The organism is Synechococcus sp. BSA11S (assembly GCF_014224355.1).
GTDB lineage: Bacteria > Cyanobacteriota > Cyanobacteriia > PCC-6307 > Cyanobiaceae > Regnicoccus_A.
Genome location: NZ_VNWP01000020.1, coordinates 1 through 19,961, shown reverse-complemented (window position 1 = coordinate 19,961; position 19,961 = coordinate 1). Strand labels below are relative to the sequence as shown.

Here is a 19,961-nt window from a genome sequence, read left to right as displayed (position 1 = left end):
TTGTTTCCAGGGATCGATCTTTATGCATCAGATCCTTTCGGCTTTGGGCAGTGCCCATCCTTTGTATTTCTCCAGTTCGGGAACGTAGAGCCTCAAGACCGCATCAATGCCGTAGTCTCCACGATTCAGGGGCAGCCAGTTTTCATCGGGCACACCCTCTGGCTTTTCGGCAGCGATGTAGATCGCGATGCCGCCCTCGCTGTCCAGCTTCATGCCGGCATTTTCGCCGACGCTGTACTTCTTGCGATCGTTGGGGATGAAGAAGCCATTTTTTGTGTCATAGAGCGTGAGCGACCAGAAGGCCTCGGCTGGGGGCAGCTCGTCAGCCGACATACGAATCACATAATCATGCTGGGCATTCATCGGCACCCCGTCGGTTGTCGCAATGGCCGGATAGACCGCTTCCGCCGCAGGCAGCCCGATAGGTCCGAAAACGGACTGGAACACCATCAGGTCGAGATCGATTTCCCCCTTGGGTTGGAACAGCCCGGTGCTGGCAGCCAGTCGGTCGGCTTTGGCCATTTCCTGGGCTTCGATGCGTTCAGCCACCTTGCGTACGCGCACACTCTCGAGACGAGCCACCTGCTTCGGGTTGTAGGGCTGCCCAGGTACAACGCCGAGTGGTTGGTAGAGGGCCAGCACCTTCTGATCGAGGTCGTTCTGAGGATTAAAGCTGGTGTGATTGAAGACGAACTGCATGACCTCAAGCAGGTTATCCCCAAAGACGTCCACGTCTGTCCTGCCGACGGCAGGGGCGTCGATCTCATCGATTGGCTTGGATTCCCCGCCGCGCAGCTCGGTCAGGGTTAGAAGTTCGACCGATTCCATCTGGCCCTTGATTCGCGCGAAGCGATCGGCGTCGTTGGCGTGCGGCATCACACGGAAGACGGCCGAAAGGAAATCACCGGTGGCCTCAAAGGTGCGGTCAATCCCTTCAACCTTCTGGCCTTCCTGATAGTCCTTGGTGCGTTCACTGAAGAACAGCAGCTTTTCTGGCTCGTCAGAAGTCTCCCTTGCGGGTGGACATCGGCACATTCACGTAGTGGTCATACCCTGTGACCATCAGGGACACATACTTTGAGTCGAAGGCCGGCATGTCGAGGATCACAGGCTCCTTGCGGAGGTCGAGCATGCAGGTGATGTAGAGCGAATCGTTGTTCGGCCTGGCGATGAGCTGAAGCGTGTGATCCTTCAGCTGGGTATCCACGTCGCAGGTGTTCCAGCCGCCGTACTGCTCAGCGCCCTTGTTGTTGACGTTATACATCGCCACATACTGGAAGGAGCGGCGGATTATATCTTCAACTTGCTCATCAGTCATCTTTGCGGTCTGGGCTTCCACAACAGAGTCGGGGCTCACCGCAAGTAAGTGGTTGTCTTTATTCCTGCCTAGTCCTTCGGCTGACACACCTGCTCCTGAACTTCGGCCTTTGAGCCGCAAGTACGGTATGCGCAGACGATTCTTGCCGGGGATCTCTGAGGTCATCTGCCCGCGATTCACTTCAAGCACATGTAATTTCTGGGCCCCTGACTCACCAGCTTGGTCTTCGGCTACTAATGTCCTTTCAGGTTGCAGCACTGTGGTTATGACATTTGTATTTGGGCGGACTGGATCATGGGTCTCCGCTTTTACGGATGCAGAATAACTGGCAATACATAGTGCCGCCAGAAGAAGCTTTGAGGCTGTGCGCATGTTGCCCTCCTTGCGTGTCGCTTAGTCTTGAGTTTAGCAGGATTGGTGCATAGTTGTTCTGCCTCGGCAGGTTCGACAGTGGCCAATGGATCTTTGATAAGCATCATTAGTATCCTGTTCTGTCATAAGCGCCAAACATAGCTGGATCAAGCCCCTTCCTATCAAAGACTCCTTTGAGCGCAATATTCGCAAACTCAGGACCTTCGTCTGTCATAGTTACCCAGGTGATGTGATCCACATTGCCGGGACCTTCTTTGTGAAATGATGCGCCAGCTGGCCCCATCGTGATGTGCTCATGTCCATTGATAAGATCATAGTCATAGTAATGAAGATGGCCGGCAAAGAATGTATGCCTTCTGTTTTTCAGCAGTGTCTGAATGGCCTTGAAGCTCTCGGACGCGTTGTCCCAGGCGGGTTCATGCAGGAAAAGAAATGTCCAGCGAACATCTGAATGTCTTTTCAGTGCATTCTCGACAAAGTCAACCTGCTCATCGCTGAAGTCAACTGGCTTGCTAAGAGAAGCGACAACAGCCTCGTTTGTCATGAATTCTTTGAGCATCTTTTTTGCGCGCTGAGGATCCTCGGTCTGAAGTCGGTTGTATAGATCCATCTTGTCGCCAATACCCTCTGGCGCCTTGCGTGGAGTATCTTCGCTATTTAGGACAATAAAAAGCGTATCTCGGTACACGAAGTAATAGTAACCTTGTCCATAGCGCTCTGCCCACACCTCGGCAGCGGTATCATTTGAAATGTCATGGTTGCCTGGAGTCCTGAAGAAGGGCATGACCAGGCTATTCAGTGAAACGTCAATCTCATCCCATTCGCTATTCAACTCGCCTTTTTGATCACTATATCCCTCAATCGTGTCACCAACATTGATCACAAATTCCGGGCGCAGCAGATTCAGTTGGCCGATAGCTTGCTTAAACGTTCCCTCAGCATTGGCTCCGCCAGTGCGGTCGCCAATGATCACGAATTGAAAATTGCTAGGGTCATTCTGAAATGGTTTCGCTGTCCAAGGTTTCTTGCCTGGGAGATGGTCCTGGGGATAGGTGAATTCTGCTGTTCCTGAGAGATCACGCTGGGCGATGCGCATGTCTGCCGGAGCTGCGAAGGCAGCCCCGCCTGTTGCTGTCGCTGCGAGCAACAGCATGCTCGCCCCGGCATAACCAAGGCGGTGAATGAGGCTGGCCAACGTTGAAGCTGTACCGATTGATGCTGTGGTTGTTGACGGACTGACCATGGCTGCTCCTACAACTGCCTTCAGTATGGCACCAGAACTAGCCGTTGGCAGCAGCCACATGAACATGAACAACACTTTAAGCATTACCGCATGGGATGATCAGCCCCGATGTAAAGAACTAAGTTGGCTGAGTTGGAGGCTGAGTCATGCCGAGCTATGAAAGTGTTTGTTTTTACGTGTGCTTTCCCACCAGGTTGTTCATGCCTGCAGCTGAGCGAGTCGCTGCTGGGGGGTGAGGCCACCCAGGGCCATGTGGCACCTGCGGCCGTTATAGATCCGCAGGTAGGCCGGCAGCAGCTCATTGCGAGCCGCTGAGGTGCTGTAGGGCATCACATAGGCCCACTCCTCCAGCAGGGTCTTGATGAACCGCTCAGCCTTGCCGTTGGTTCGAGGGGTGTAGGGCCTTGTTTTCTTGACTTTCAAACCCATGACTTGGCAGGCCTTTCGCCAGCCGTGCGACTTGTAGGCCGATCCGTTGTCGCTGAGCACCCGCCGGCACTCGATCCCCTGCCCGTTGAACCAGGCCACCGCCCGGCTCAGAAAGCCAACCGTGGTCGGCCCCTTCTCGTCGGCCAACACCTCGACGTAGGACAGGCGGGTGGCGTCATCCACGGCCACGTGCACCTTCTCGTACCCAGCGCCGGGGGAGCTTCCTTTGCGTGGATCACCGGTGATCCGGTGCCCAACACGGTGGAACCGAGCCAACTGTTTGATGTCGACATGGATCATGTCGCCCGGGCGCTCCCACTGGTAGCGCTGCACTGGCTTCTTGGGCTCCAGATTCCTGAGCCGGCCAAGCCCCAGAGCGTTCATCGCCCGACCAACGGACGAGAGGGGCGCCTTGAGAGCCTTGGCGATGCGGCGGAGCGTGCAGCGCTGGTGCCGTAGATCCATAGCCTGCTGCAGTTGCTGCGGATCGAGCGTCCGCCGCTGGGTGCGGCGAACACTCCGTCGATCCGCCAGTGCCGTTACGCCGCCATCACGGAAACGCGCCAGCCACTTGTAGGCGCTGCGCAGGCTGATCCCGGCTTGTGCCGCAAGGGCCTTGAGCGGCACGCCCTCATTGAGGTGCCGACGAATCAGGCGTTCCCGACTGATCGGCGTCAGTCGGGCATTGGGGTGGCTATGCATGGGGTGTGAGGTCTTGGGATGGGCGGTGACACCCCGACCCTGGCGACCTCACACCCAATCGTCAGCTGAACAACGTGGTGGGACTACACAATTAGGCGATCGTGGAGCCGGTGTTTGGCCAGATCAAAGAAGCCAGAGGCCTGCGGCGCTTCCTGCTGAGGGGGCTGGAGAAGGTCAATGGTGAATGGCACCTGATCGCCGCCACGCACAACCTGCTCAAGTTGTTCAGGTACAGGCGATCGCAACAACAGGCGCTGGTGGCGGCATCGGGTTAAGGGACCTCAGCAGCTCTGGCCGGTGTGCCCGGGGCTGACTGAGGCCCATTGATGGGCACGCACGGAGGAAGCACACTGCCGCCACGGTCAGCGCAGTCAAAATTCGCTGCGATCGCCTGGCTTCTGCTCTACGGACAACAAACTCCTAGCGGCTCCGCTGTCACGTTGGTGATGCCCCAGATTCATATTCCGCTGAAGGGGTTCTGGTGGATGTACCAGTTGAAAAACCCCACCACCCACTGGCCTGCCTTGTCTGATGAGGCGCGACGGGAGCTGGCGGATCGGCAGCAACGGCTCGACGACCTCAAGGGATGATCCCGGCGACGCCTGTGAGCAGATGCGTGCCCCTGCTGGATCCGGAGGGCGCGTGTTCTGGAATGCAGAGCCGCCAGCGCAGTTCGTAAAGGATTGGCGCGTGATCCTGCTGAGGCGAGCCGTCACTCCCTCGGCCCTGTCCCATGGCTCCCTGCGCCTGACCCCCCCAATGAATCGCCGTACCCTGCTGATCGAGCTGATGGGCCTCGGGGCCGCCGCGCCCTGGCTCGCTGCCCATGCCCGTCCCCGCGTTGGTGCCACTCCTGTTTCTAGGCCAGGCGCCCTGGCGGGCGAAGCCTCAGGTGCACGGGAGAGCGCCCTGCCCTTCGAGCCGCTGCCCGGGCCCATGCCCCTGGTGGGTGACGGCCGCACGGCGGCGCAGCAGCGACAGCTCTACAGCCGTAGCGCCCTACAAGACCGGCTGGTGGTGCCGGAGGGCTACCGCAGCGATCTGCTGTTCACATGGGGGGATCCAGTGGCCGATGGACGCTTTGGCTTCAACAACGATTACCTGGCGTTCACGCCGCTGGAAGACGGGCGGGCACTGCTGACGGTGAACTTCGAGTACATCAGCCTCCGGTCTTGGATGGAGGGCTACGTGGATGCCACGGGCAAGACCATTCCCTTCAAGGAGTTGCGCGAGGCGCTGGCTACGCGCGGCGGCCGGGTGGATGCTTCTGCGCTGGCGACGGATGATCCGCTGCGCCAGCCGTTGCTGTCGGTGGCAAGCGCCGCCATGGCCGACCTGGGCATCGGCGTTGCGGAGATCAGCCAGGATGCCAATGGCGCCTGGCGTTCCACCCCGGGTCGCTTCGACCGGCGCATAACCGGCCTGAGCGGCTGGCAGAACCCTGAGCAGCGGCTGCGCTGCAGCGGTCCGGCGGCGGCCGTGTTCCGCCGCCGCCGGCGGCTGGGCTACGACGATGGGCTGGGCGAGCAGATGATCGGCAGCTTCGCCAACTGCGCCGGCGGTCAGACGCCCTGGGGCACGGTGCTCTCGGCTGAGGAGAACTTTCAGAGCCAGGTGGTGGAGCGGGTGTACGCCGACGGCTCCTCACCACGGCCAGAGGAGCGGCCCTTCCGCTTCGATGGCACGCGCCTGGACGGCCTGGGCAACCCCTTCGGCCTGGCGGGCAACAAGTACGGCTGGATGGTTGAGCTGGATCCGCGCCGCCCCGACCAGCCGGCGGTGAAGCACAGCTGGCTGGGCCGCTTCCGCCACGAGGCGGTGGCGGTGCAGGCCACGGCGGGCCGCCCCCTGGTGGTGTTCTCCGGCTGCGACCGCCACGGCGGCCATCTCTACCGGTTTGTCAGCGAGGAGCTGGTGCGCGATCCGGCCGATCCGGCGAATTCCCGGCTGCTGGAGCGGGGCCGGCTGGAGGCGGCGGGGTTCAACGCCGACGGCACGGGGCGGTGGGGGGCCCTGACGCCAGAGACGCGGCTGGCGCCGCTGCGGCCCAGCTACTACGAGCCCTTCGGGCTCAGCCAGCCCACCCTGCTGCCCCACCGCGACCGTCGCCAGGCCGGCGCAGAGGCCCTGGCCAGCGACGCCGAGGTGGAGGCTTACCTGCGTCAGCACCGCAACCTGGCCGACCTCTACCCGGGCAGCGGCGAGGAGCGGCAGGGGGCGATCCTGATCGACGCCCATCTGGCCGCCAACGCCGTGGGAGCCACGCCGGCGGCGCGGCCCGAGGACACCGACATCGACCCGCGCAGTGGCGATCTGCTGATCGCTTTCACCGCCGGCGGCAGCGACGGCGATGGGCGGGCCGATCCGGCCATCTTTCGCGGTCCGCAGGGGGAGGCGAGCTGGCCCTACGGCTGGGTGATGCGCCTGCAGGACGGCCTCCAGCGCGGTAACGCCAGCAGCTTCAGCTGGCGCATGGTGGCCACCGGCGGCACCCCCTGGCAGGGGGGCATGGGCTTCGCCATGCCAGACAACCTGGCGATCGATCGCGCCGGCAATGTGTGGATGGTCACCGACCGCTCCAGCGACAGCAGCCTGGATGTGTTCGGCAACAACGCCTGCTGGCTGTTCCCGGCCAGCGGCCCGCGCGCCGGCGAGGCGCTGTTGTTCGCCACCGGGCCGATGGAGTGCGAGCTGTGCGGGCCGTGCTTCGACCGGGAGGAGACCACCCTGTTCCTGGCGGTGCAGCACCCGGGCGAGATTCACGGCACCCGCCAGCGGGATGGCGAGGAGGTCCAGACCCACACCCTGGAAGACCGCGACGGCGGCCGCTTCCAGCAGCTGCGGCAGGTGCCGCTGGGCTCCAACTGGCCATCACCGGTGCCCGGTCGGCCGCCCCGCCCTGGGGTGGTGGCAATTCGCCGCCACGACGGCCGGCCGCTGCTCTGAGGTGGTGTCGTCTCAGGGCCGGCCGAGTTCGCGGCTGACTCGTCGTGCACCACCACCGTCATGGCTGCCAGCCCATCGATGACTGGCACCACATCGTCGGGACCTCGATCAGGGCAACCTCCATCGCTGGATCACTCAGCGAGTACCACTGCTGCATCAGGTGGAACCGCAGCATGGTGGCCAGCGGATAAGGCGGGCGGCCGCCTTTGCTGCCGGTCTTGGGGTAACTGGGGCTCGATCAGAGCGATCAGGGCCTGCCAGGGCACCACCTGGTCCATGTCAGCCAGGAACTTCTCACGCTTGGTGCACTTCTTGGCGGTGGACTGCTCATAGTCGCCGTAGGCGAAGCCTTCCGCGAAGCGGTGGCCAAGATGCCTGTCACTCATCACCCCAGTCCTGGCCTGTGATCGCAGGGGCATGGTTTGTGATCAGGCTCTGTAGTCCATAGTGTCCCTGACTGTGGGTTACTGGAGCCGTCACGGTGCAGGACAACCAGCTTGTCAAGGGTTGTAGGCGTCCTCCTGTCGCATCGCTTCAGCCACCTCAGGAAAGTGCTTTTCGATGCAGGACTCGCACACTCCATGCGTGAAGGCCACATCGGCGTGCTGTTTGATGAAGGCCTCCACGCTCGACCAGTAGCCGGCGTCGTTGCGGATCGCCTTGCAATAGGAACAGATCGGGATGAGCTCTTCGATCAGGTTGATCTTCTCCAGGGCCTGGGCCAGCCGGGCGGATACCAGCCGCAGCTCCAGCTGGGTCACGACCTGTCGGCCGATCCCCTCCAGGGCCCGGATCTGGGCGGCGTTCAGCTCCCTCGGCTCATGGTCGATCACGCAGAGGGTGCCCAGGGGCAAGGCCTCCGGCGACAACAACGGGACGCCCGCATAGAAGCGGATGTTGGGTTCCGATGTCACCAGGGGGTTGGCGGCAAAGCGTGCATCGAGGTGGGTGTCCTGGACCACCAGGATGTCGTCCTGGAGGATGGCGTGAGCACAAAAGGAGACGTCTCGGCTGGTTTCCGTGGCCTCCAGGCCGAACTTCGATTTGAACCACTGCCGGTCAGTGTCGACCAAGCTGACCAGGGCAATCGGCACGTCGCAGACATAGGCCGCCAGTGCTGTCAGATCGTCGAAGGCCTGCTCGGGTGGTGTGTCGAGGATGCGGTATTCGCGAAGGGCATCAAGCCGCTCTTGCTCTCGCTCGGTCAGTGGCGCCTTCATGGGCATGAAACCGAAGGATCCTGACGTCCAGTGGCCTCATTGTGGGGCCCACTCCCTCGGCACAGGAGCGACTTCACGTTTCCTCACCCCTCTCCACCCTCGAACAGGGCACAGCTCTGTCCACGATGGCTTTGAAAGGAGTAAATTTCATTGTGATGGAGCACCTGAACTGGGGATATGTCCAATTAGGCCTGCTTGCCATTGCTTTTGGTGGTCTGCAGGTCTGGTGGATCAGCAGCACTCTGAGGACACGAGGCCTCGCCAAATCCCTGAGCGCAAAGGGTTTCCGCAGATCCTTGGAACGGATCTGGGCGAAAGGTCGATAGACGAGTACAGAGGAGCCCTACGTCCTGACCGCCTTCCAAATCCACCAGGCCACCAGTCCGACAAGCACCCAGGGAACCAACGACCGGAAGACCACAAGAACCAGCAGAACCACCAAGGCAGAGACGGCCATCCGCTTGGTGAGCGCCTTCGACTCATCGGTCATGTAGCGCCAGCGGGGAATCAGTGACATCGGTGAACCTGAATCTTGCCTGACATCCTGCAGCAGCTGGCCTGCCGGAGGCGTCCCAGGCACAGGAATCAGCCGAGGAAAGCATCCAGGAAACTCAGCGGCCTGGCCATGGTTTCCGAGAATCCGAGAATGCCGCGGTCCCGGTAGCTGCACAGAAGCGTGTCGTCGGCGATGCGCTGGGGCGCGCTGCGATCGCCCGTGCCCCGCAGCACCTCGGCCAGGGTGCCAGGGGAGCCGATCCCGGCGCAGATCAGCAACAGGTTCGGCCAGGGGCCGCCGATCTGCCGCAGGCCTTCGTAGAGCCCCAGGGCCCGATGCAGCAGGGGTTCGGCGTCCACCTGCAGCCGCTCGCTCGGAAAGCCGGTGAAGGCGCAGAAGCGCTGTCGGCTGGACTCATCACCGATGCCGAGGGCCAGCACGGTGATGCCGGCGGCCTCCAGCTGCGGCCAAGAAGCCAGCAGGGCCTGTCGTGTCGCGGTGCCGGCGGCTGGCCGCCAGCCTTGAGATCACCCTGGAGAAAGCTGGTTGCCGCTCGATCCCGCCACCCTTCGGCCCTTGCCGATCACGCCAGCTGTGAGCGGCGTGCTCGAAACCCTCTTCTTTCTGCGTGATCCGGATTTCGCCCGCTCCCGCTTCGAGCGCTACGGCGATGTGTACGGCACCACCCTTCTGGGGCAGCGAACCGTGTTCATCCGGGGGGAGAAGGCGATCAACGACCTGTTCGCCCAGGGCGATGCGGTTCAGGGCTGGTGGCCCGACAGTGTGCGGAAGCTGCTGGGGCCCCTGTCGCTGGCCAACCGCAACGGTGCCGATCACAAGGCCCGTCGTCGTGTGGTGGGCCAGTTGTTCGCTTCCAATGCCCTCAAGCGCTACAGCCCTGCGATCGTGGCGCTGGTGGATGAGCTCAGCGGGGAGCTGCTCGGCGGCGCACCGCCCCTGGCCCTGGTGCCCAAGCTGAGGCGCTTCGCCTTCAGCGTGATCGCCAGCACCGTGCTGGGCCTCGATCCCGCCGATCGCGAGGCCCTGTTCGTGGATTTCGAAACCTGGTGCCAGGGCCTCTTTTCCCTCCCGTTCGCCCTGCCCGGAAGCCCCTACGCCCGAGCTCTTCAGGCCCGCCAACGGCTGCTGCGACGCCTGGGCGCCGTGCTCGAGAAGGCACAGAGCGCCGCTGCTGCCGGAGCGCCCCTCGCCGCCGGTGGGCTCGATCTGCTGGCCGGTGGCCTTGATGAAGCCGGCCTTCCCCTGGGCGATGACGACGTGGCGGAGCAGCTGCTGCTGCTGTTGTTCGCCGGCTACGAAACCACCGCCTCTGCGCTGAGCTGTCTGCTCCTGAGCCTTCTGCAACATCCAGCCGAGCTGGCCTGGCTGCAACAAGAGCTCGACGGCTTGCCCTGGCCTCCTGCGCAGGGGGAGGACGTGACCGCCTTCGACGCGATCCGAGCCCCGCGTCTCGATGCGGTGGTGAAAGAAGTGATGCGGCTGACCCCGCCGGTGGGGGGCTTCTTCCGCCGCACCCGGGAGCCGATTGCCCTGGCGGATGTACTGGTTCCGGCCGATCGTGTGGTGCAGGTCAGCATCACGGCCAGCCATCGCTATGGACGAGGGAACGAGGATCTGGAGGTGTTCCGGCCGCAGCGGCATCTGGCACGCAACAGCACAGTCACCTTGCTGCCCTACGGAGGTGGTGAGCGGGTCTGCCTGGGCAAGGCATTGGCCGAGCTGGAGATCCGTCTGCTAGCGGTGGGGTTGCTCAAACAGCTGACGTTGGTGCTGGAGCCGGATCAGGACCTGTCGCTCAGGATCATCCCCAGCCCTTCGCCGAAGGATGGACTCCTGGTGCGCGCGTGCCTACGCTGAGCGAGTAACCGTGTTGCTCCAGGCCGGTCAGCGCCTCTCCCCAGGAACCCCGCGGAATCCAGTACTCAGCAACCGTGTGAAGGCCCCAGGTCGGCTGCGTTTTGAGGTCGGCGAACCCAGTGACGAGGACCCCTCAGGCAACCTGGCCAGTCAGCCACACACCAGTGCCACCCTGCTGGGAGCGACACCAAGTCGCTCGGCGACGAACCCCCGCAAGGCCTCATTGGCACCAAGGGCTGACGTGGCCCTCAGCGGTGCCTCCAGCGGCCGTTGAGGGCTGAATAACCTGGTGAGAAAGCACACCTAAGGCTTCTCGCATGACGAACCTGGCGTTATCGGCGGGCGAAGTGCTGGTCATTCGCCATGGGGAGACCGCTTGGAGCCTCTCGGGACAGCACACGGGCACGTCGGACATTCCACTGACGGCCAATGGGGATCGGGCCGCCCGTAGGCTGGCGCCCTATCTCTCTGATCTTCACTTCGATCTGGTGCTCTCCAGCACGTTGCAGCGGGCAAGGCGAACCTGTGAACTGGCCGGTCTTGGTGAGCGGATGGTGATCGAACCGGACCTGCGCGAATGGGACTACGGCGCCTACGAAGGTCTGACGGCGGCTGAGATTCATGCCGAGTCACCCGGCTGGCTGGTCTTTCGGGACGGCTGCCCAGGCGGTGAGAGCCCTCAGCAGGTGGGGGAGAGAGTGGATCGGGTGATCGCCAGGGTGCGGCAGCAAGGCGGAGCGGTAGCCCTCTTCGCTCATGGGCACGTGCTGAGGGTGCTGGCAGCGCGCTGGATCGGGCTGACGCCTGGCCATGGTTGCCACTTCCTGCTCGACACCTCCACGCTGACCGTGCTCTCCCACTACCGCGACCTCCCCGCCCTGAAGTGTTGGAACGCTCCGTTGCTGGGACCCAGCCCAGCCCAGTGACCACTCTTTCCTCCTATTGCCGGTACCACCCGTAACCGCTACCACCGCCAGCGCCACCGTCTCTTTCCCGAGGCGGTGGCGCGGCAAACTCCTGCTCGTTGCAGGTCAGCAGGATCAGTTGCGATCCTCATCGCTGAGGTTGCGGGCTCCCTGGCAATGGCTTCCGTTTCGGCGGTTCACCGTCCCCATGACCCAAGGAAGCACTCCGCCAACTGTTGAGGGTGGTGAGCCCCATCCCAAGCAGTCCAGCAAGTCAACGACCCCGTGCACCGGCCGCCATGCCGGCATCGAGGATCTCAAGGGCATACAGCGATCCCCCGCAGGCGTCAATCTCCCTCGTCCTCTCCCTCTAGGCCTGGATCTTTTTTGAGGCGTTCAGCATGGCAACCGCCTCCGCCAGGGCCTTGTCCTTGCGGCGCAGGTCCAGCTGCAGCCGCCTGGTCTCTGGCTGGTCCTGCTGGTTGGTGGCGCTTCTCAAGGTCCACCTGCTGGGGAAACAGGCCCCGCTGCCGGCAGTAGCCACCCAGTTCAGTAGCGTCTAGACCGGCGGTCTCCATCACCACCATGAACTTGTCGGCCGGGCCCCCTATCCCTCTGGATCCTTCCGGAAAGCAGGAACCACCTGACCCTGCAGCCGCCAGGCTGATCTCTGAGTGATCTTAAGGCTGCAGCTGGTTGATTGCTCAGGAGCCGATCTTCGACTTCTCCATTGGCTTCATTGCCGATCAGCAGCTGTAACAAGAAAGCAAAAAGGACAAAAAGAAGCTTCAGCAGCTTCTCGAGGTTCATCACCAGGACACTCAACGCAATAGCCGATCCTTGGGTGACAGCCAGATTCTCACGAATCAGGCCCATTCCGAACCGCCGCTTCCCCTGTCCGATTTTTCCCTCGACAGCATTTCGTTGGCGTTGATCAGCAAGAAACTGCTGCTTCTCTGCAGCCACCAACTCCGGATCAGTCTTTGGTCGCCCAAGACGAGGCCCACTCAGCCGCATACCATGACGCTGGCAGAATGCGCAGTTTGCTCGAGTCTGATCAATCTGATCGGCACAGATCACCTCTGGATAATGACCATGACGACGCCAGTAGGCTCGTGCTTGGGCCTTCAGGTCTTCTCCTTCGTTGTAGGGATTGAAGTTCTGCCGGTCCAGATAGGTGAAGCCATCACCCGTGACCGCAATGGTGATCTTGGCTCCGAATTCGACTTGCACCTGGCCTTGCCGCGAACAATCGGCCTGCTGTGAGCCTGGAAGAGGCTCACGATTCGATCGGGGATGCTTCTGCTGTCTGGATGGTAAAGAATTCTCTGCTGTCGCACCAGTCCGCTGAGCACCAGGAGCTTGTGGCATCAGTCCTTTCCTGCGGCCAGAAGGCTTCCACCACAAGCGATCAGGGCATCAGTGCTGAGAAGACTCCGCTGTAGATGACCGAGCTGGCACTTGATCGCCTTTCGAATCCTGCTGATTCGAGGGCGCTTCTGTTTGGCCATTGCATGAAACTGTTGCCGGGCTTTCTTGCGATGTGTGCGTGGCTTCTGGCCAAAGGAATCTCTGATTAGTAGATGCATAGCGTCAATCAGCATCTCGGTGACTTCTCTGGCTTCGTTGAGTAGGGACAGATTAGTCGGGTAACGGATATCAACGGGTACGCAGGTGGCGTCAATCAGCAATCAGCCCTGATTTGGCCGTGTTGTTTCGCATTCAATCTGCTGATCGGGCTGCCCTGGCGGTTCCACCTCCATAGCTGCTGTCGTTGTCGCGATCATCGGCTGCAGAAGAACGAATCACGCTCTGCCCGTGACGCACGATTCGTTCGTTACAGTCATTCACCACTGATTCCGGCAACCGTTTCCGGAAGTGCACCAGCATCGATGGGTCAAACGGAGCCGAGTACTGAAAGGCTTCCAGGCCGATGAGGAACTGCAGATATGGATTTTCTTTGATCTGCTCAACCAGTTCTTCATCCGTGAGCCCCATGCGGGCCTTGATGATCAAGGCCCCCAGCGCCATGCGAAAGTGATTTGCCGGAGCACCAAACCCCTTGCAGAACTGGGCTGCATAGTCGTCTTCGAGTTCATCCCATGGGATCAGCTCGGCCAGCTTGATCCAGCGGTTGTCACCAGAGAGTGTTCCACCAAACGGCAGAAGAAGTCTTCCAACGAGAGCTGACCACGGTGCTCAGTTCGGTACATGTGGAAAACTTTGGATGGCTTTTGGGCGCATTTGGGCCCGTTGACAAATATTTTTACCGCCAAAACTGCTCAGAGCTATTGTGCTGCAGCGGGTCTGGCCTTCTTCAGGAGGACCTAAGATAGCGATATCAGCATGTCCAGCATAGCAGCTAGCTGCAACTCTGGCCTGTAAAAGAGATGGCCAGGCAAGTCCCTGGCCGGTCTAACTACAGCACCTGTGGCGGGGAATAAAGACGCCTGCGTTATGTTCTGAGGTGGCGTCTTGCAGGCATCGAAGGCCCGAAACGACTTTCTCCAAACAACCATCTCTCCTCATCAGTGGGCCTGGCGTCCGTGAATAGCCAGCCTTCGCCACGGCGGTATCTGTTGACCTGATCCTCAGTATCTGAAACGGTGTCAGCATCTCATTCCATGGCGCCGCCCCACCGTCGTGGAACTCCTCGAAGAGAGGCCGGATCGCCCCATCGCTGGCGTTCTCAGCCTCGACCAGAAACCACGTCACATTCGACGGATGCATGGGGGGCAGAGGCATCCAGGGGGGAAGCCCGTGGATCAGTCCCCTGTAGGCCGGCTGCCGCGCGGCCACCCGCCGGGCCAGATCCTCTCGGGTTCAGGGCGTGGTTCTCAGGCCCAGGACGCCCAAGGCCTCAGGGGAATCAGCTGACGTTTTCATGGCTTTCGTCGATCAAGCGGCGAGAAGCGGATGTTCGCGACTGCCGACATCGATGCAAGAGGCGTTGCCGCTGGCGGTGGGGATGTTCATGGAAGGCGTGCCCCATTGTCGGGTGGGACATCGATCAGCGGCACTCCTCCTCCTGACGGGACACTTCGGAGGACCAGGGGCCGCAGTTGACCCAGCGCACCATCCCCAACTCCACGTCGGTGAACAGCACAAGACCGCCGAGGAGGAGAAGCGCGACCGCCGTGCCTGAGAGAAGATTGCCAACTGTCATGGGACCAGTGCTCAGGTCGAATCATTGTGCTGCCGCCACTGACCGCCCTGCGGGCTCTCGCACCCCCCGGTTGAAGGCCTTTGAGGAAACCGCCTGGATGCTGCTGCGCTGCTTTTGAGGCCTGAACGGCTCTGAGCAGCTTCTCCATGCCATGGGGCCAGGACGGCGCTTCTCATCAGGATTTGGTGTAAATAGTCACAGACAGATCAGCGTCTCTCCATTCTCTGTCAGGCCTATAATTGAGCTGCAGATCAGTTTTCCGCTTCCCCCAGTCCCGCCCAATGTCCAAATCCGCCGCCAATCCTGCCCGCGAACAAGCCCTTCGGGACTCACTGCTCGTCCGTTTCGCCGCTGCAGCAGCAGCTGGCAACATCGACACAAAAAAGGCCCTCAACCACGAAGCCACCTACCTGGGCATTCAGCTCAACAAGAGCGAAGGCCTGACGCCTGGCATCCACTGAAGCTGGAGTCAGCTGTGGGGACGGCCAGTTTCCTGGCCTTGCAGGGCAGTGCGAATGGCCGCTGAATTGAGGATCGGCGTGTTGTGCTCGAGGTCGGGCACCAGAATTAGATCCGCCACGCCGGGCTGGAAGGCGCGGTGCAGGGCTTCAGCGTGGCGCGTGGGTACCACCCGATCGAAGGTCGCCGCCACGATCGCGGTGGGGGCATGCACCCGGGGCGCCTCGGCGGCAGCATCCCAGCGATCGAGCAGCAGCAGATCCACCGGCAGCCAGGGCATGGAGCCGCGGGCTACCGCCAGCAGGCTGTCGAAGGGCACCAGCAGCACCAGCCGCTGCACCGTGCGGATGGCGGCCAGATGCACAGCCGGGCCTGTACCCAGGCTGCGGCCCACCACCGTCACCGCGCTGTGGCGCTCAGCCACGTGGGCATAGAGGGCCCGGGCGTCGGCGCGCAACGCCGCTTCGCTGGGTCTGCCCTCGCTTCCGCCGTAGCCGCGGTAATGGAGCAGGTAGAGGGCCGTGTCGGGCAGAAGGGCGGCCAGCTCGGCGCGGGTGAGGGACACGTCCTCGGCGTTGCCTCCGAAGTAGATCAGCGCCTGGGGCCCTGGATGGGGGCGATGGGCCACCAGCACGCGCTTGCCCTCCACCTGCAGCTCCAGACGGCCCGAAGGATCGGCGGCAGGCTGGGGGAAATAGATGAACGAGCGCTGGGTCAGGAACACCAGCAGGGAGACAGCCCCATAGCCCAGCGCCAGCCAGCCGGCCCATCCCAGCCACCTATCCACATTCATCGGTGTTAAGCCCATCAGCCTCAGCAGCCCAGGCTGGGCGGCACCACACACAGATTGACGATCACCCTCATGCTCAGACAGCCCGAACGGGCTCCATCGTGGAAGCAACCGCGCCCTCGTTGAGATGGCTGTGTTCTCGCTGCTGGTGATCGTGCATGCCCTTGCCGCCACGGTCTGGACCGGCGGCCATCTGGTGCTGGATCTGGGCGTACTGCCCCGCGCCCTGCGCGAGGGTCGGGCGGCGCCGATCCGCGCCTTCGAGGAGACGTTCGAGCCGCTGGGCCTTATCGCTCTCGCCATCCAGGTGGTCACTGGCCTGTGGATGGGCTGGATCTACCTTCCCCATTTCCATGGGCTCTTCGACCCACAGAACCCGATCGGCATGCTGGTGGGCACCAAGCTGCTGCTGCTGGCCGGTACCGCGGTACTGGCCGTGCATGCCCGCCTGCAGCTGATCCCCAACCTCACAGACGCCAACCTCAGTGGCCTGGCCTGGCACATCCGTGGCATCACCGCCCTGGCGATCGCTTTTGTAGTGGTGGGCGCGCTCATCCGCCTGGGCGGGCTGGGTTGAGAGGCCTGCACAAGCAACAGCAGGCGGTTGCCCTCGGGATCCAGCAGCTGAACCCCCGGCTGCTGGCCGCCGACCAGTCGGCAGCACTGTCACTTGTCCCGCGACCATCACGTAGGGCCCATTGACGCCTGGTGAGGAGGCTGGTTGACCTGGCCATATCGACAACGACCAGGCGACAATCACCTCACAGGCAATACCGACCAGAATCGTCCTGCGCACCCATCAGGTGGGCACCGCTGAGTCCCCGGACTCCTCCAAGCGGCAGAGGCAACGAAATCGCAGCGCGACCAACTGGTCGTAAAGGGGGTTGATCTTGCACATCGGCGGGATGTGAACCACCTTCCAGCCGAACAGCTTCACGTCGCGCTCGAAGGGGCACTGGGCGGGGATCAGCCGTACCAGGAAGCGGGCCACCGCCGGATCCGAGGGCTCGATGCCATCCATCCAGCGCCGCACGCCATCCAAAGCTGCTGGATGGAGGTCGGTGTCGCACCGAACATCGATGGTCCCAACGCGGCCGGCCGGGACCCGCAGCAGTTCGTCGATGATCTCCTGTCCCACCTGAAGTACCTCACTCCATTGACGTAGCCATTCGAGTTCCATCGCACTGACATGGCCATCGGTGAGTGCCACCAGCACGGCCGACTGCAGGAATTCCTCCGCAAGGGGTGTCCCGACCCCGAAGCGGTGCACAAGGGCCGCAGCTCCGGGATGGTGCAGGTCGTCGAGGCTCAGGCCGGGAAGATCCCTGGTCAACTCCTCCTCCAGCAGTCGTTTCTCGGCAGGGGAAAAGTCGCCGTCGGCAAGTGCAAGCTGGTGCAGGGCAGCGAGCCAAAGCCTCCGTCGCGCTGCCGTGACGTCCAGTCCGTCGATCGAAGCAGGGGATTCCATGGATTGTGCGATGCCGATCGAGTGGGTCCAGCGGTAGGCCAGCTGTGAGGAGCTTCACGGCCGAGCAACCTCCTCACATTCTCTTGTGCTCACTGCCCTCGCGCAGCCTTTGGCAGAGGCCTGTTTCCGGATCAGGGGCGTCATCGCTGTAAGGCTGCTGCGCAGCAGTTGCAGACCAGGCAGATGCGGTGATTCCGTAGGTGGCTGCAAGGCGACGGACTTGGTTCATGCATGCTGAAGGAATTGTTGGGTATCGGTATCGCATTGGTATGCGTTCAGGCAACGCCTGTCACCGGGTCTTGCGTTGTTCGCCATGAGGCGAGTGTCTGTTGCCTGCTTTTTTCAGGCCAGTGGGACGAAGAAGGGGATCTGGGCACACATCGCAAGAGTCGCCGTTCACAACTCTCGTTGCAGTGGACGAATGATTCGGAGGTGGCTGGCTGCTTGAACTTACCGGCGTATGGCTGGCTTCCTCCACAACAGCCCGGCGATCCCCGTAGCGGCGCCGGCTCCGCCCAGGAGGTAGCCGATCGGGATCAGGGCGAAAGCCTCCCTGAGCGTGCCATCGGCCTCCACTCCCACCCCGATAAGTCGGTAGGCCACAGCGCAGACGACCGCGCCGGTGAGCAGCAGCAGCGAGAGGCGGATGAGTGTGCGTTTCATCGCCGCAGCTGCTCCAGCAGGGTACGGGTGAGAGCCAGCTCACAGCGGCTCGTGACGATGCCATAGCCCGTGCCCTGGAAGCTCACCGACTTGGCATAGGCGCACACCTTGCGGCGTTCGGCGCGGAAGGCTTTCGCCTGCTCTTTCGGGTCGGCACTCGTTTGGTAAAAGCCGGTGAGGTTGTCGCGCCAGAGTGTCTGAAAGGTCTCGCTGGGCACCTGCCCGGCCTCGCTGGCGACCCGCACCAGGGCCTTCTCCAGCTCCCGGTCCACGGCCTCGAGGGCTTCCATCAAGCAGCGGGTTTCCGACACGGTGCTCTCAGAGGGGGTGCACACCTCCGCCGCTGGTGCCGGCAACGGCAGCAGCGGGGCCAGGGTGGCAGCCAACAGAATGGGGAGACAGGAGCGCATCGTGGGCCGTTTCGCCAGACAGAGGTTCATGCTGGATCATGCTCTTGCGAGCCGCTGCCATTCTTCATCATGTCCAGCTTGTTCTCCCGCCACCTCCCGCTGGTGCTCGCCTGCATGGCCGGCGGCCTGGTCAGCGACCCGACTGCCGCATGGGCGGCCCCAGCCGGCAGCAACCTGGGGGTGCTGCTGCAGGCAGCGGGCGGCAAGATGCTGGGTCTTTACGACGGTGTTCGCTTTGTGCGCATCGACGCCTCCGACGGCACCCGCATCACCGTCACGATCAACTGCGAGCAGCAGCTCTGGCGGGTAGCCCGCATTGAGCCCAGGAACGGCCGAGCGGACTTCCGTGACGATCCCTTCCAGAGCGCTGCCGGCATCGGCCGCAGCAGCTGGTGCACCAGCCCCGTGCGCACGATGGAGTGAGTCTGGACTCACTCCTCCAGCAGCAGCACCTGTCACACGGCCACATTGCGGAAGGCCAGCGAGCGGCGCCTGTCCGGAGCCCAGCTCAAACAGTACTTGCCTGGATCATCGAAGCCCTTGCCTGGATCGCCACTGCGGTCTGCTGCTGCATGTCCCGCCCGGAGCGGGCCTTGAGGGTCGCGGAGCTTTATGGACAATCATGAGAAGCGTTGACAAAGGCTGACTGCCGTGGAGTTAATAGTATGAAGATGCAGGTCAGCACGTGGGCAAAGCACTCACCATCATCATTTCGCTGATTGCCGGTGGTGCAATCGGAGGCTATGTCGGTGGCAGTCTTGGTTTCGGGGCCGGCGCCGGGAATGGCATTGCCGTTGGCCTTCCAGCCGGTGTCTGCGGTGTCACCAGGGCCGCGCAGGATGAGGGGTTGCTGAGCGAGGCGCAGGTCGACCAAGTGCTGAATCGAGCCGTGAGCAATCTGAAGGCCATTGCTCCTGATGCCGAGGCAACTGAAACAATCACCGGGGCATCGGGAGAGTGTGACAAGATCCTCGCAAAGCTCAAAGAGGCTGCCAAAAAATAGTCATCGCCACAGACTTACTGAAGGCCACCTCGAATAATCAGTAATTTACAGGGACTTTGAGGACACAAAGAAGCCGCCGAAGAGGCGGCAAAGCAAAGGAATCTTATCTCAACTATTGACGAGATCGCTCGGACTATGGGAGCTTCTGCGGCAGAGTCATGCAACAACTGCTATATGGGAAGAGCGCTGGAGATAACGAAGAAAGTTGAAGGTCAGGTTCTTGAGGCCCCACCAAGCTTCATTCCTTTCTAGCCCAATCTTTCTTGTCAGCTTTCCACCCATGGACATAGTCATGCAGCCGAAGACATGCTCCACGCAAGCTCTGATTGACGACTTGACACGATTCAGTTCCTTGGCTGCGTCGCTGAGCGGATGATTGCGAGCTCCTTTTTCGTGGATCAGACTCTCGAAGCCACCGAGACTCAGAAGACCCTCAAAGCATTCACCTGAATAAGCTGAGTCTGCCCAGACATAGTCATGTTCGTTTTCTGGA

At 62.0% G+C, this 19,961-nt stretch carries 22 protein-coding genes and 4 pseudogenes; 9 read left to right on the top strand and 17 right to left on the bottom strand.

Translation table 11 applies throughout. From position 1 onward, the window contains the following. Positions 1–27: 27 nt before the first annotated feature. The 4 genes from FPZ61_RS13730 to FPZ61_RS13715 all read right to left on the bottom strand — a co-directional run bounded on the left by FPZ61_RS13730 (position 28) and on the right by FPZ61_RS13715 (position 4,064). Complete coding sequence (locus FPZ61_RS13730) at positions 28–1,035, bottom strand: DUF1214 domain-containing protein (protein ID WP_185467149.1); 1,008 nt, start codon at positions 1,033–1,035, stop codon at positions 28–30. After that, positions 1,001–1,690: a DUF1254 domain-containing protein gene (locus FPZ61_RS13725; RefSeq protein ID WP_185467148.1), complete on the bottom strand. Its 690-nt coding sequence runs from the start codon at positions 1,688–1,690 to the stop codon at positions 1,001–1,003. Before FPZ61_RS13725 ends, FPZ61_RS13730 begins: the two co-directional genes overlap by 35 nt. Before the next feature lie 106 nt (positions 1,691–1,796). Next, entirely contained in the window at positions 1,797–3,017 is a 1,221-nt protein-coding gene (locus FPZ61_RS13720) for a metallophosphoesterase (RefSeq protein WP_185467147.1), read from the bottom strand. Between the two features lie 114 nt (positions 3,018–3,131). Further along, complete coding sequence (locus FPZ61_RS13715) at positions 3,132–4,064, bottom strand: IS481 family transposase (protein WP_185467146.1); 933 nt, start codon at positions 4,062–4,064, stop codon at positions 3,132–3,134. A 98-nt stretch (positions 4,065–4,162) separates the two neighbouring features. On the opposite strand from FPZ61_RS13715, the pseudogene FPZ61_RS13710 reads away from it, so the two are divergent. The 3 genes and pseudogenes from FPZ61_RS13710 to FPZ61_RS13700 form a co-directional block, all read left to right on the top strand. Next, positions 4,163–4,339, top strand: a pseudogene (locus FPZ61_RS13710) (transposase); the annotation flags it as partial. Positions 4,340–4,510: 171 nt separating this feature from the next. After that, positions 4,511–4,654 (top strand): hypothetical protein, encoded by a 144-nt coding sequence (locus FPZ61_RS13705; protein WP_185467145.1) that lies wholly within the window; start codon positions 4,511–4,513, stop codon positions 4,652–4,654. Between the two features lie 169 nt (positions 4,655–4,823). Beyond that, positions 4,824–7,010, top strand: a complete 2,187-nt coding sequence (locus tag FPZ61_RS13700; RefSeq protein WP_185474868.1) for a PhoX family phosphatase — start codon at positions 4,824–4,826, stop codon at positions 7,008–7,010. 91 nt (positions 7,011–7,101) lie between these two features. Here the strand turns inward: FPZ61_RS13700 and FPZ61_RS15950 are convergent. The 4 genes and pseudogenes from FPZ61_RS15950 to FPZ61_RS13680 form a co-directional block, all read right to left on the bottom strand. Then, positions 7,102–7,288: pseudogene (locus FPZ61_RS15950) on the bottom strand (transposase); the annotation flags it as partial. A 222-nt stretch (positions 7,289–7,510) separates the two neighbouring features. Then, entirely contained in the window at positions 7,511–8,230 is a 720-nt protein-coding gene (locus FPZ61_RS13690) for a GAF domain-containing protein (RefSeq protein ID WP_185467143.1), read from the bottom strand. A gap of 343 nt (positions 8,231–8,573) precedes the next feature. Next, positions 8,574–8,747, bottom strand: a complete 174-nt coding sequence (locus FPZ61_RS13685) for a hypothetical protein (RefSeq protein WP_185467142.1) — start codon at positions 8,745–8,747, stop codon at positions 8,574–8,576. Between the two features lie 68 nt (positions 8,748–8,815). Then, complete coding sequence (locus FPZ61_RS13680) at positions 8,816–9,208, bottom strand: peroxiredoxin-like family protein (protein ID WP_185467156.1); 393 nt, start codon at positions 9,206–9,208, stop codon at positions 8,816–8,818. A gap of 64 nt (positions 9,209–9,272) precedes the next feature. Here FPZ61_RS13680 and FPZ61_RS13675 point away from each other — a divergent pair, with 64 nt between their 5' ends. Both FPZ61_RS13675 and FPZ61_RS13670 read left to right on the top strand, forming a co-directional pair. Beyond that, a complete protein-coding gene (locus FPZ61_RS13675) occupies positions 9,273–10,604 on the top strand; it encodes a cytochrome P450 (RefSeq protein ID WP_221630178.1) in 1,332 nt (443 codons plus the stop codon). A gap of 317 nt (positions 10,605–10,921) precedes the next feature. Beyond that, on the top strand, positions 10,922–11,530 hold the full coding sequence (locus FPZ61_RS13670) for a histidine phosphatase family protein (RefSeq protein WP_185467141.1): 609 nt from the start codon (positions 10,922–10,924) through the stop codon (positions 11,528–11,530). Positions 11,531–11,879: 349 nt separating this feature from the next. Here the strand turns inward: FPZ61_RS13670 and FPZ61_RS15660 are convergent, their stop codons facing one another. The 4 genes and pseudogenes from FPZ61_RS15660 to FPZ61_RS13650 all read right to left on the bottom strand — a co-directional run bounded on the left by FPZ61_RS15660 (position 11,880) and on the right by FPZ61_RS13650 (position 14,675). Further along, positions 11,880–12,008 carry a hypothetical protein gene (locus tag FPZ61_RS15660; RefSeq protein ID WP_255441637.1) on the bottom strand — a complete coding sequence of 43 codons (129 nt, stop codon included), beginning with the start codon at positions 12,006–12,008 and terminating at the stop codon, positions 11,880–11,882. Between the two features lie 245 nt (positions 12,009–12,253). Then, a pseudogene (locus tag FPZ61_RS15945) lies at positions 12,254–13,209 on the bottom strand (transposase); the annotation flags it as partial. Between the two features lie 111 nt (positions 13,210–13,320). Continuing rightward, a pseudogene (locus FPZ61_RS15940) lies at positions 13,321–13,722 on the bottom strand (transposase); the annotation flags it as partial. Positions 13,723–14,519: 797 nt separating this feature from the next. Then, entirely contained in the window at positions 14,520–14,675 is a 156-nt protein-coding gene (locus tag FPZ61_RS13650; RefSeq protein WP_185467138.1) for a hypothetical protein, read from the bottom strand. 281 nt (positions 14,676–14,956) lie between these two features. Between FPZ61_RS13650 and FPZ61_RS13645 the strand changes: the two genes are divergently transcribed. Next, the gene (locus FPZ61_RS13645; protein WP_185467137.1) at positions 14,957–15,136 is read left to right on the top strand and encodes a hypothetical protein; all 180 of its coding nucleotides are present in this window, start codon (positions 14,957–14,959) and stop codon (positions 15,134–15,136) included. A gap of 8 nt (positions 15,137–15,144) precedes the next feature. Here the strand turns inward: FPZ61_RS13645 and FPZ61_RS13640 are convergent, their stop codons facing one another. Further along, positions 15,145–15,942 (bottom strand): alpha/beta hydrolase, encoded by a 798-nt coding sequence (locus FPZ61_RS13640; protein WP_185474865.1) that lies wholly within the window; start codon positions 15,940–15,942, stop codon positions 15,145–15,147. A gap of 109 nt (positions 15,943–16,051) precedes the next feature. Between FPZ61_RS13640 and FPZ61_RS13635 the strand changes: the two genes are divergently transcribed. Next, positions 16,052–16,501 carry a CopD family protein gene (locus FPZ61_RS13635; RefSeq protein WP_185467135.1) on the top strand — a complete coding sequence of 150 codons (450 nt, stop codon included), beginning with the start codon at positions 16,052–16,054 and terminating at the stop codon, positions 16,499–16,501. A gap of 222 nt (positions 16,502–16,723) precedes the next feature. Here FPZ61_RS13635 and FPZ61_RS13630 read toward each other — a convergent pair whose 3' ends face one another. The 3 genes from FPZ61_RS13630 to FPZ61_RS13620 all read right to left on the bottom strand — a co-directional run bounded on the left by FPZ61_RS13630 (position 16,724) and on the right by FPZ61_RS13620 (position 18,441). Continuing rightward, positions 16,724–17,392, bottom strand: a complete 669-nt coding sequence (locus FPZ61_RS13630; RefSeq protein ID WP_185467134.1) for a Mo-dependent nitrogenase C-terminal domain-containing protein — start codon at positions 17,390–17,392, stop codon at positions 16,724–16,726. A gap of 450 nt (positions 17,393–17,842) precedes the next feature. Further along, positions 17,843–18,055, bottom strand: a complete 213-nt coding sequence (locus FPZ61_RS13625) for a DUF3955 domain-containing protein (protein WP_185467133.1) — start codon at positions 18,053–18,055, stop codon at positions 17,843–17,845. Continuing rightward, positions 18,052–18,441, bottom strand: coding sequence for a lysozyme inhibitor LprI family protein (locus tag FPZ61_RS13620; protein WP_185467132.1), 390 nt, complete (start codon positions 18,439–18,441; stop codon positions 18,052–18,054). The genes FPZ61_RS13625 and FPZ61_RS13620 overlap by 4 nt, the downstream gene beginning before the upstream one ends. Positions 18,442–18,534: 93 nt before the next feature. Between FPZ61_RS13620 and FPZ61_RS13615 the strand changes: the two genes are divergently transcribed. Together FPZ61_RS13615 and FPZ61_RS13610 are read left to right on the top strand one after the other, a co-directional pair. Beyond that, positions 18,535–18,888 carry a hypothetical protein gene (locus FPZ61_RS13615; RefSeq protein ID WP_185467131.1) on the top strand — a complete coding sequence of 118 codons (354 nt, stop codon included), beginning with the start codon at positions 18,535–18,537 and terminating at the stop codon, positions 18,886–18,888. Positions 18,889–19,150: 262 nt separating this feature from the next. Beyond that, on the top strand, positions 19,151–19,468 hold the full coding sequence (locus tag FPZ61_RS13610) for a hypothetical protein (RefSeq protein ID WP_185467130.1): 318 nt from the start codon (positions 19,151–19,153) through the stop codon (positions 19,466–19,468). A gap of 156 nt (positions 19,469–19,624) precedes the next feature. Here FPZ61_RS13610 and FPZ61_RS13605 read toward each other — a convergent pair. Next, the coding region (locus tag FPZ61_RS13605; RefSeq protein WP_185467129.1) for a transposase at positions 19,625–19,961 on the bottom strand (337 nt) is incomplete at its 5' end.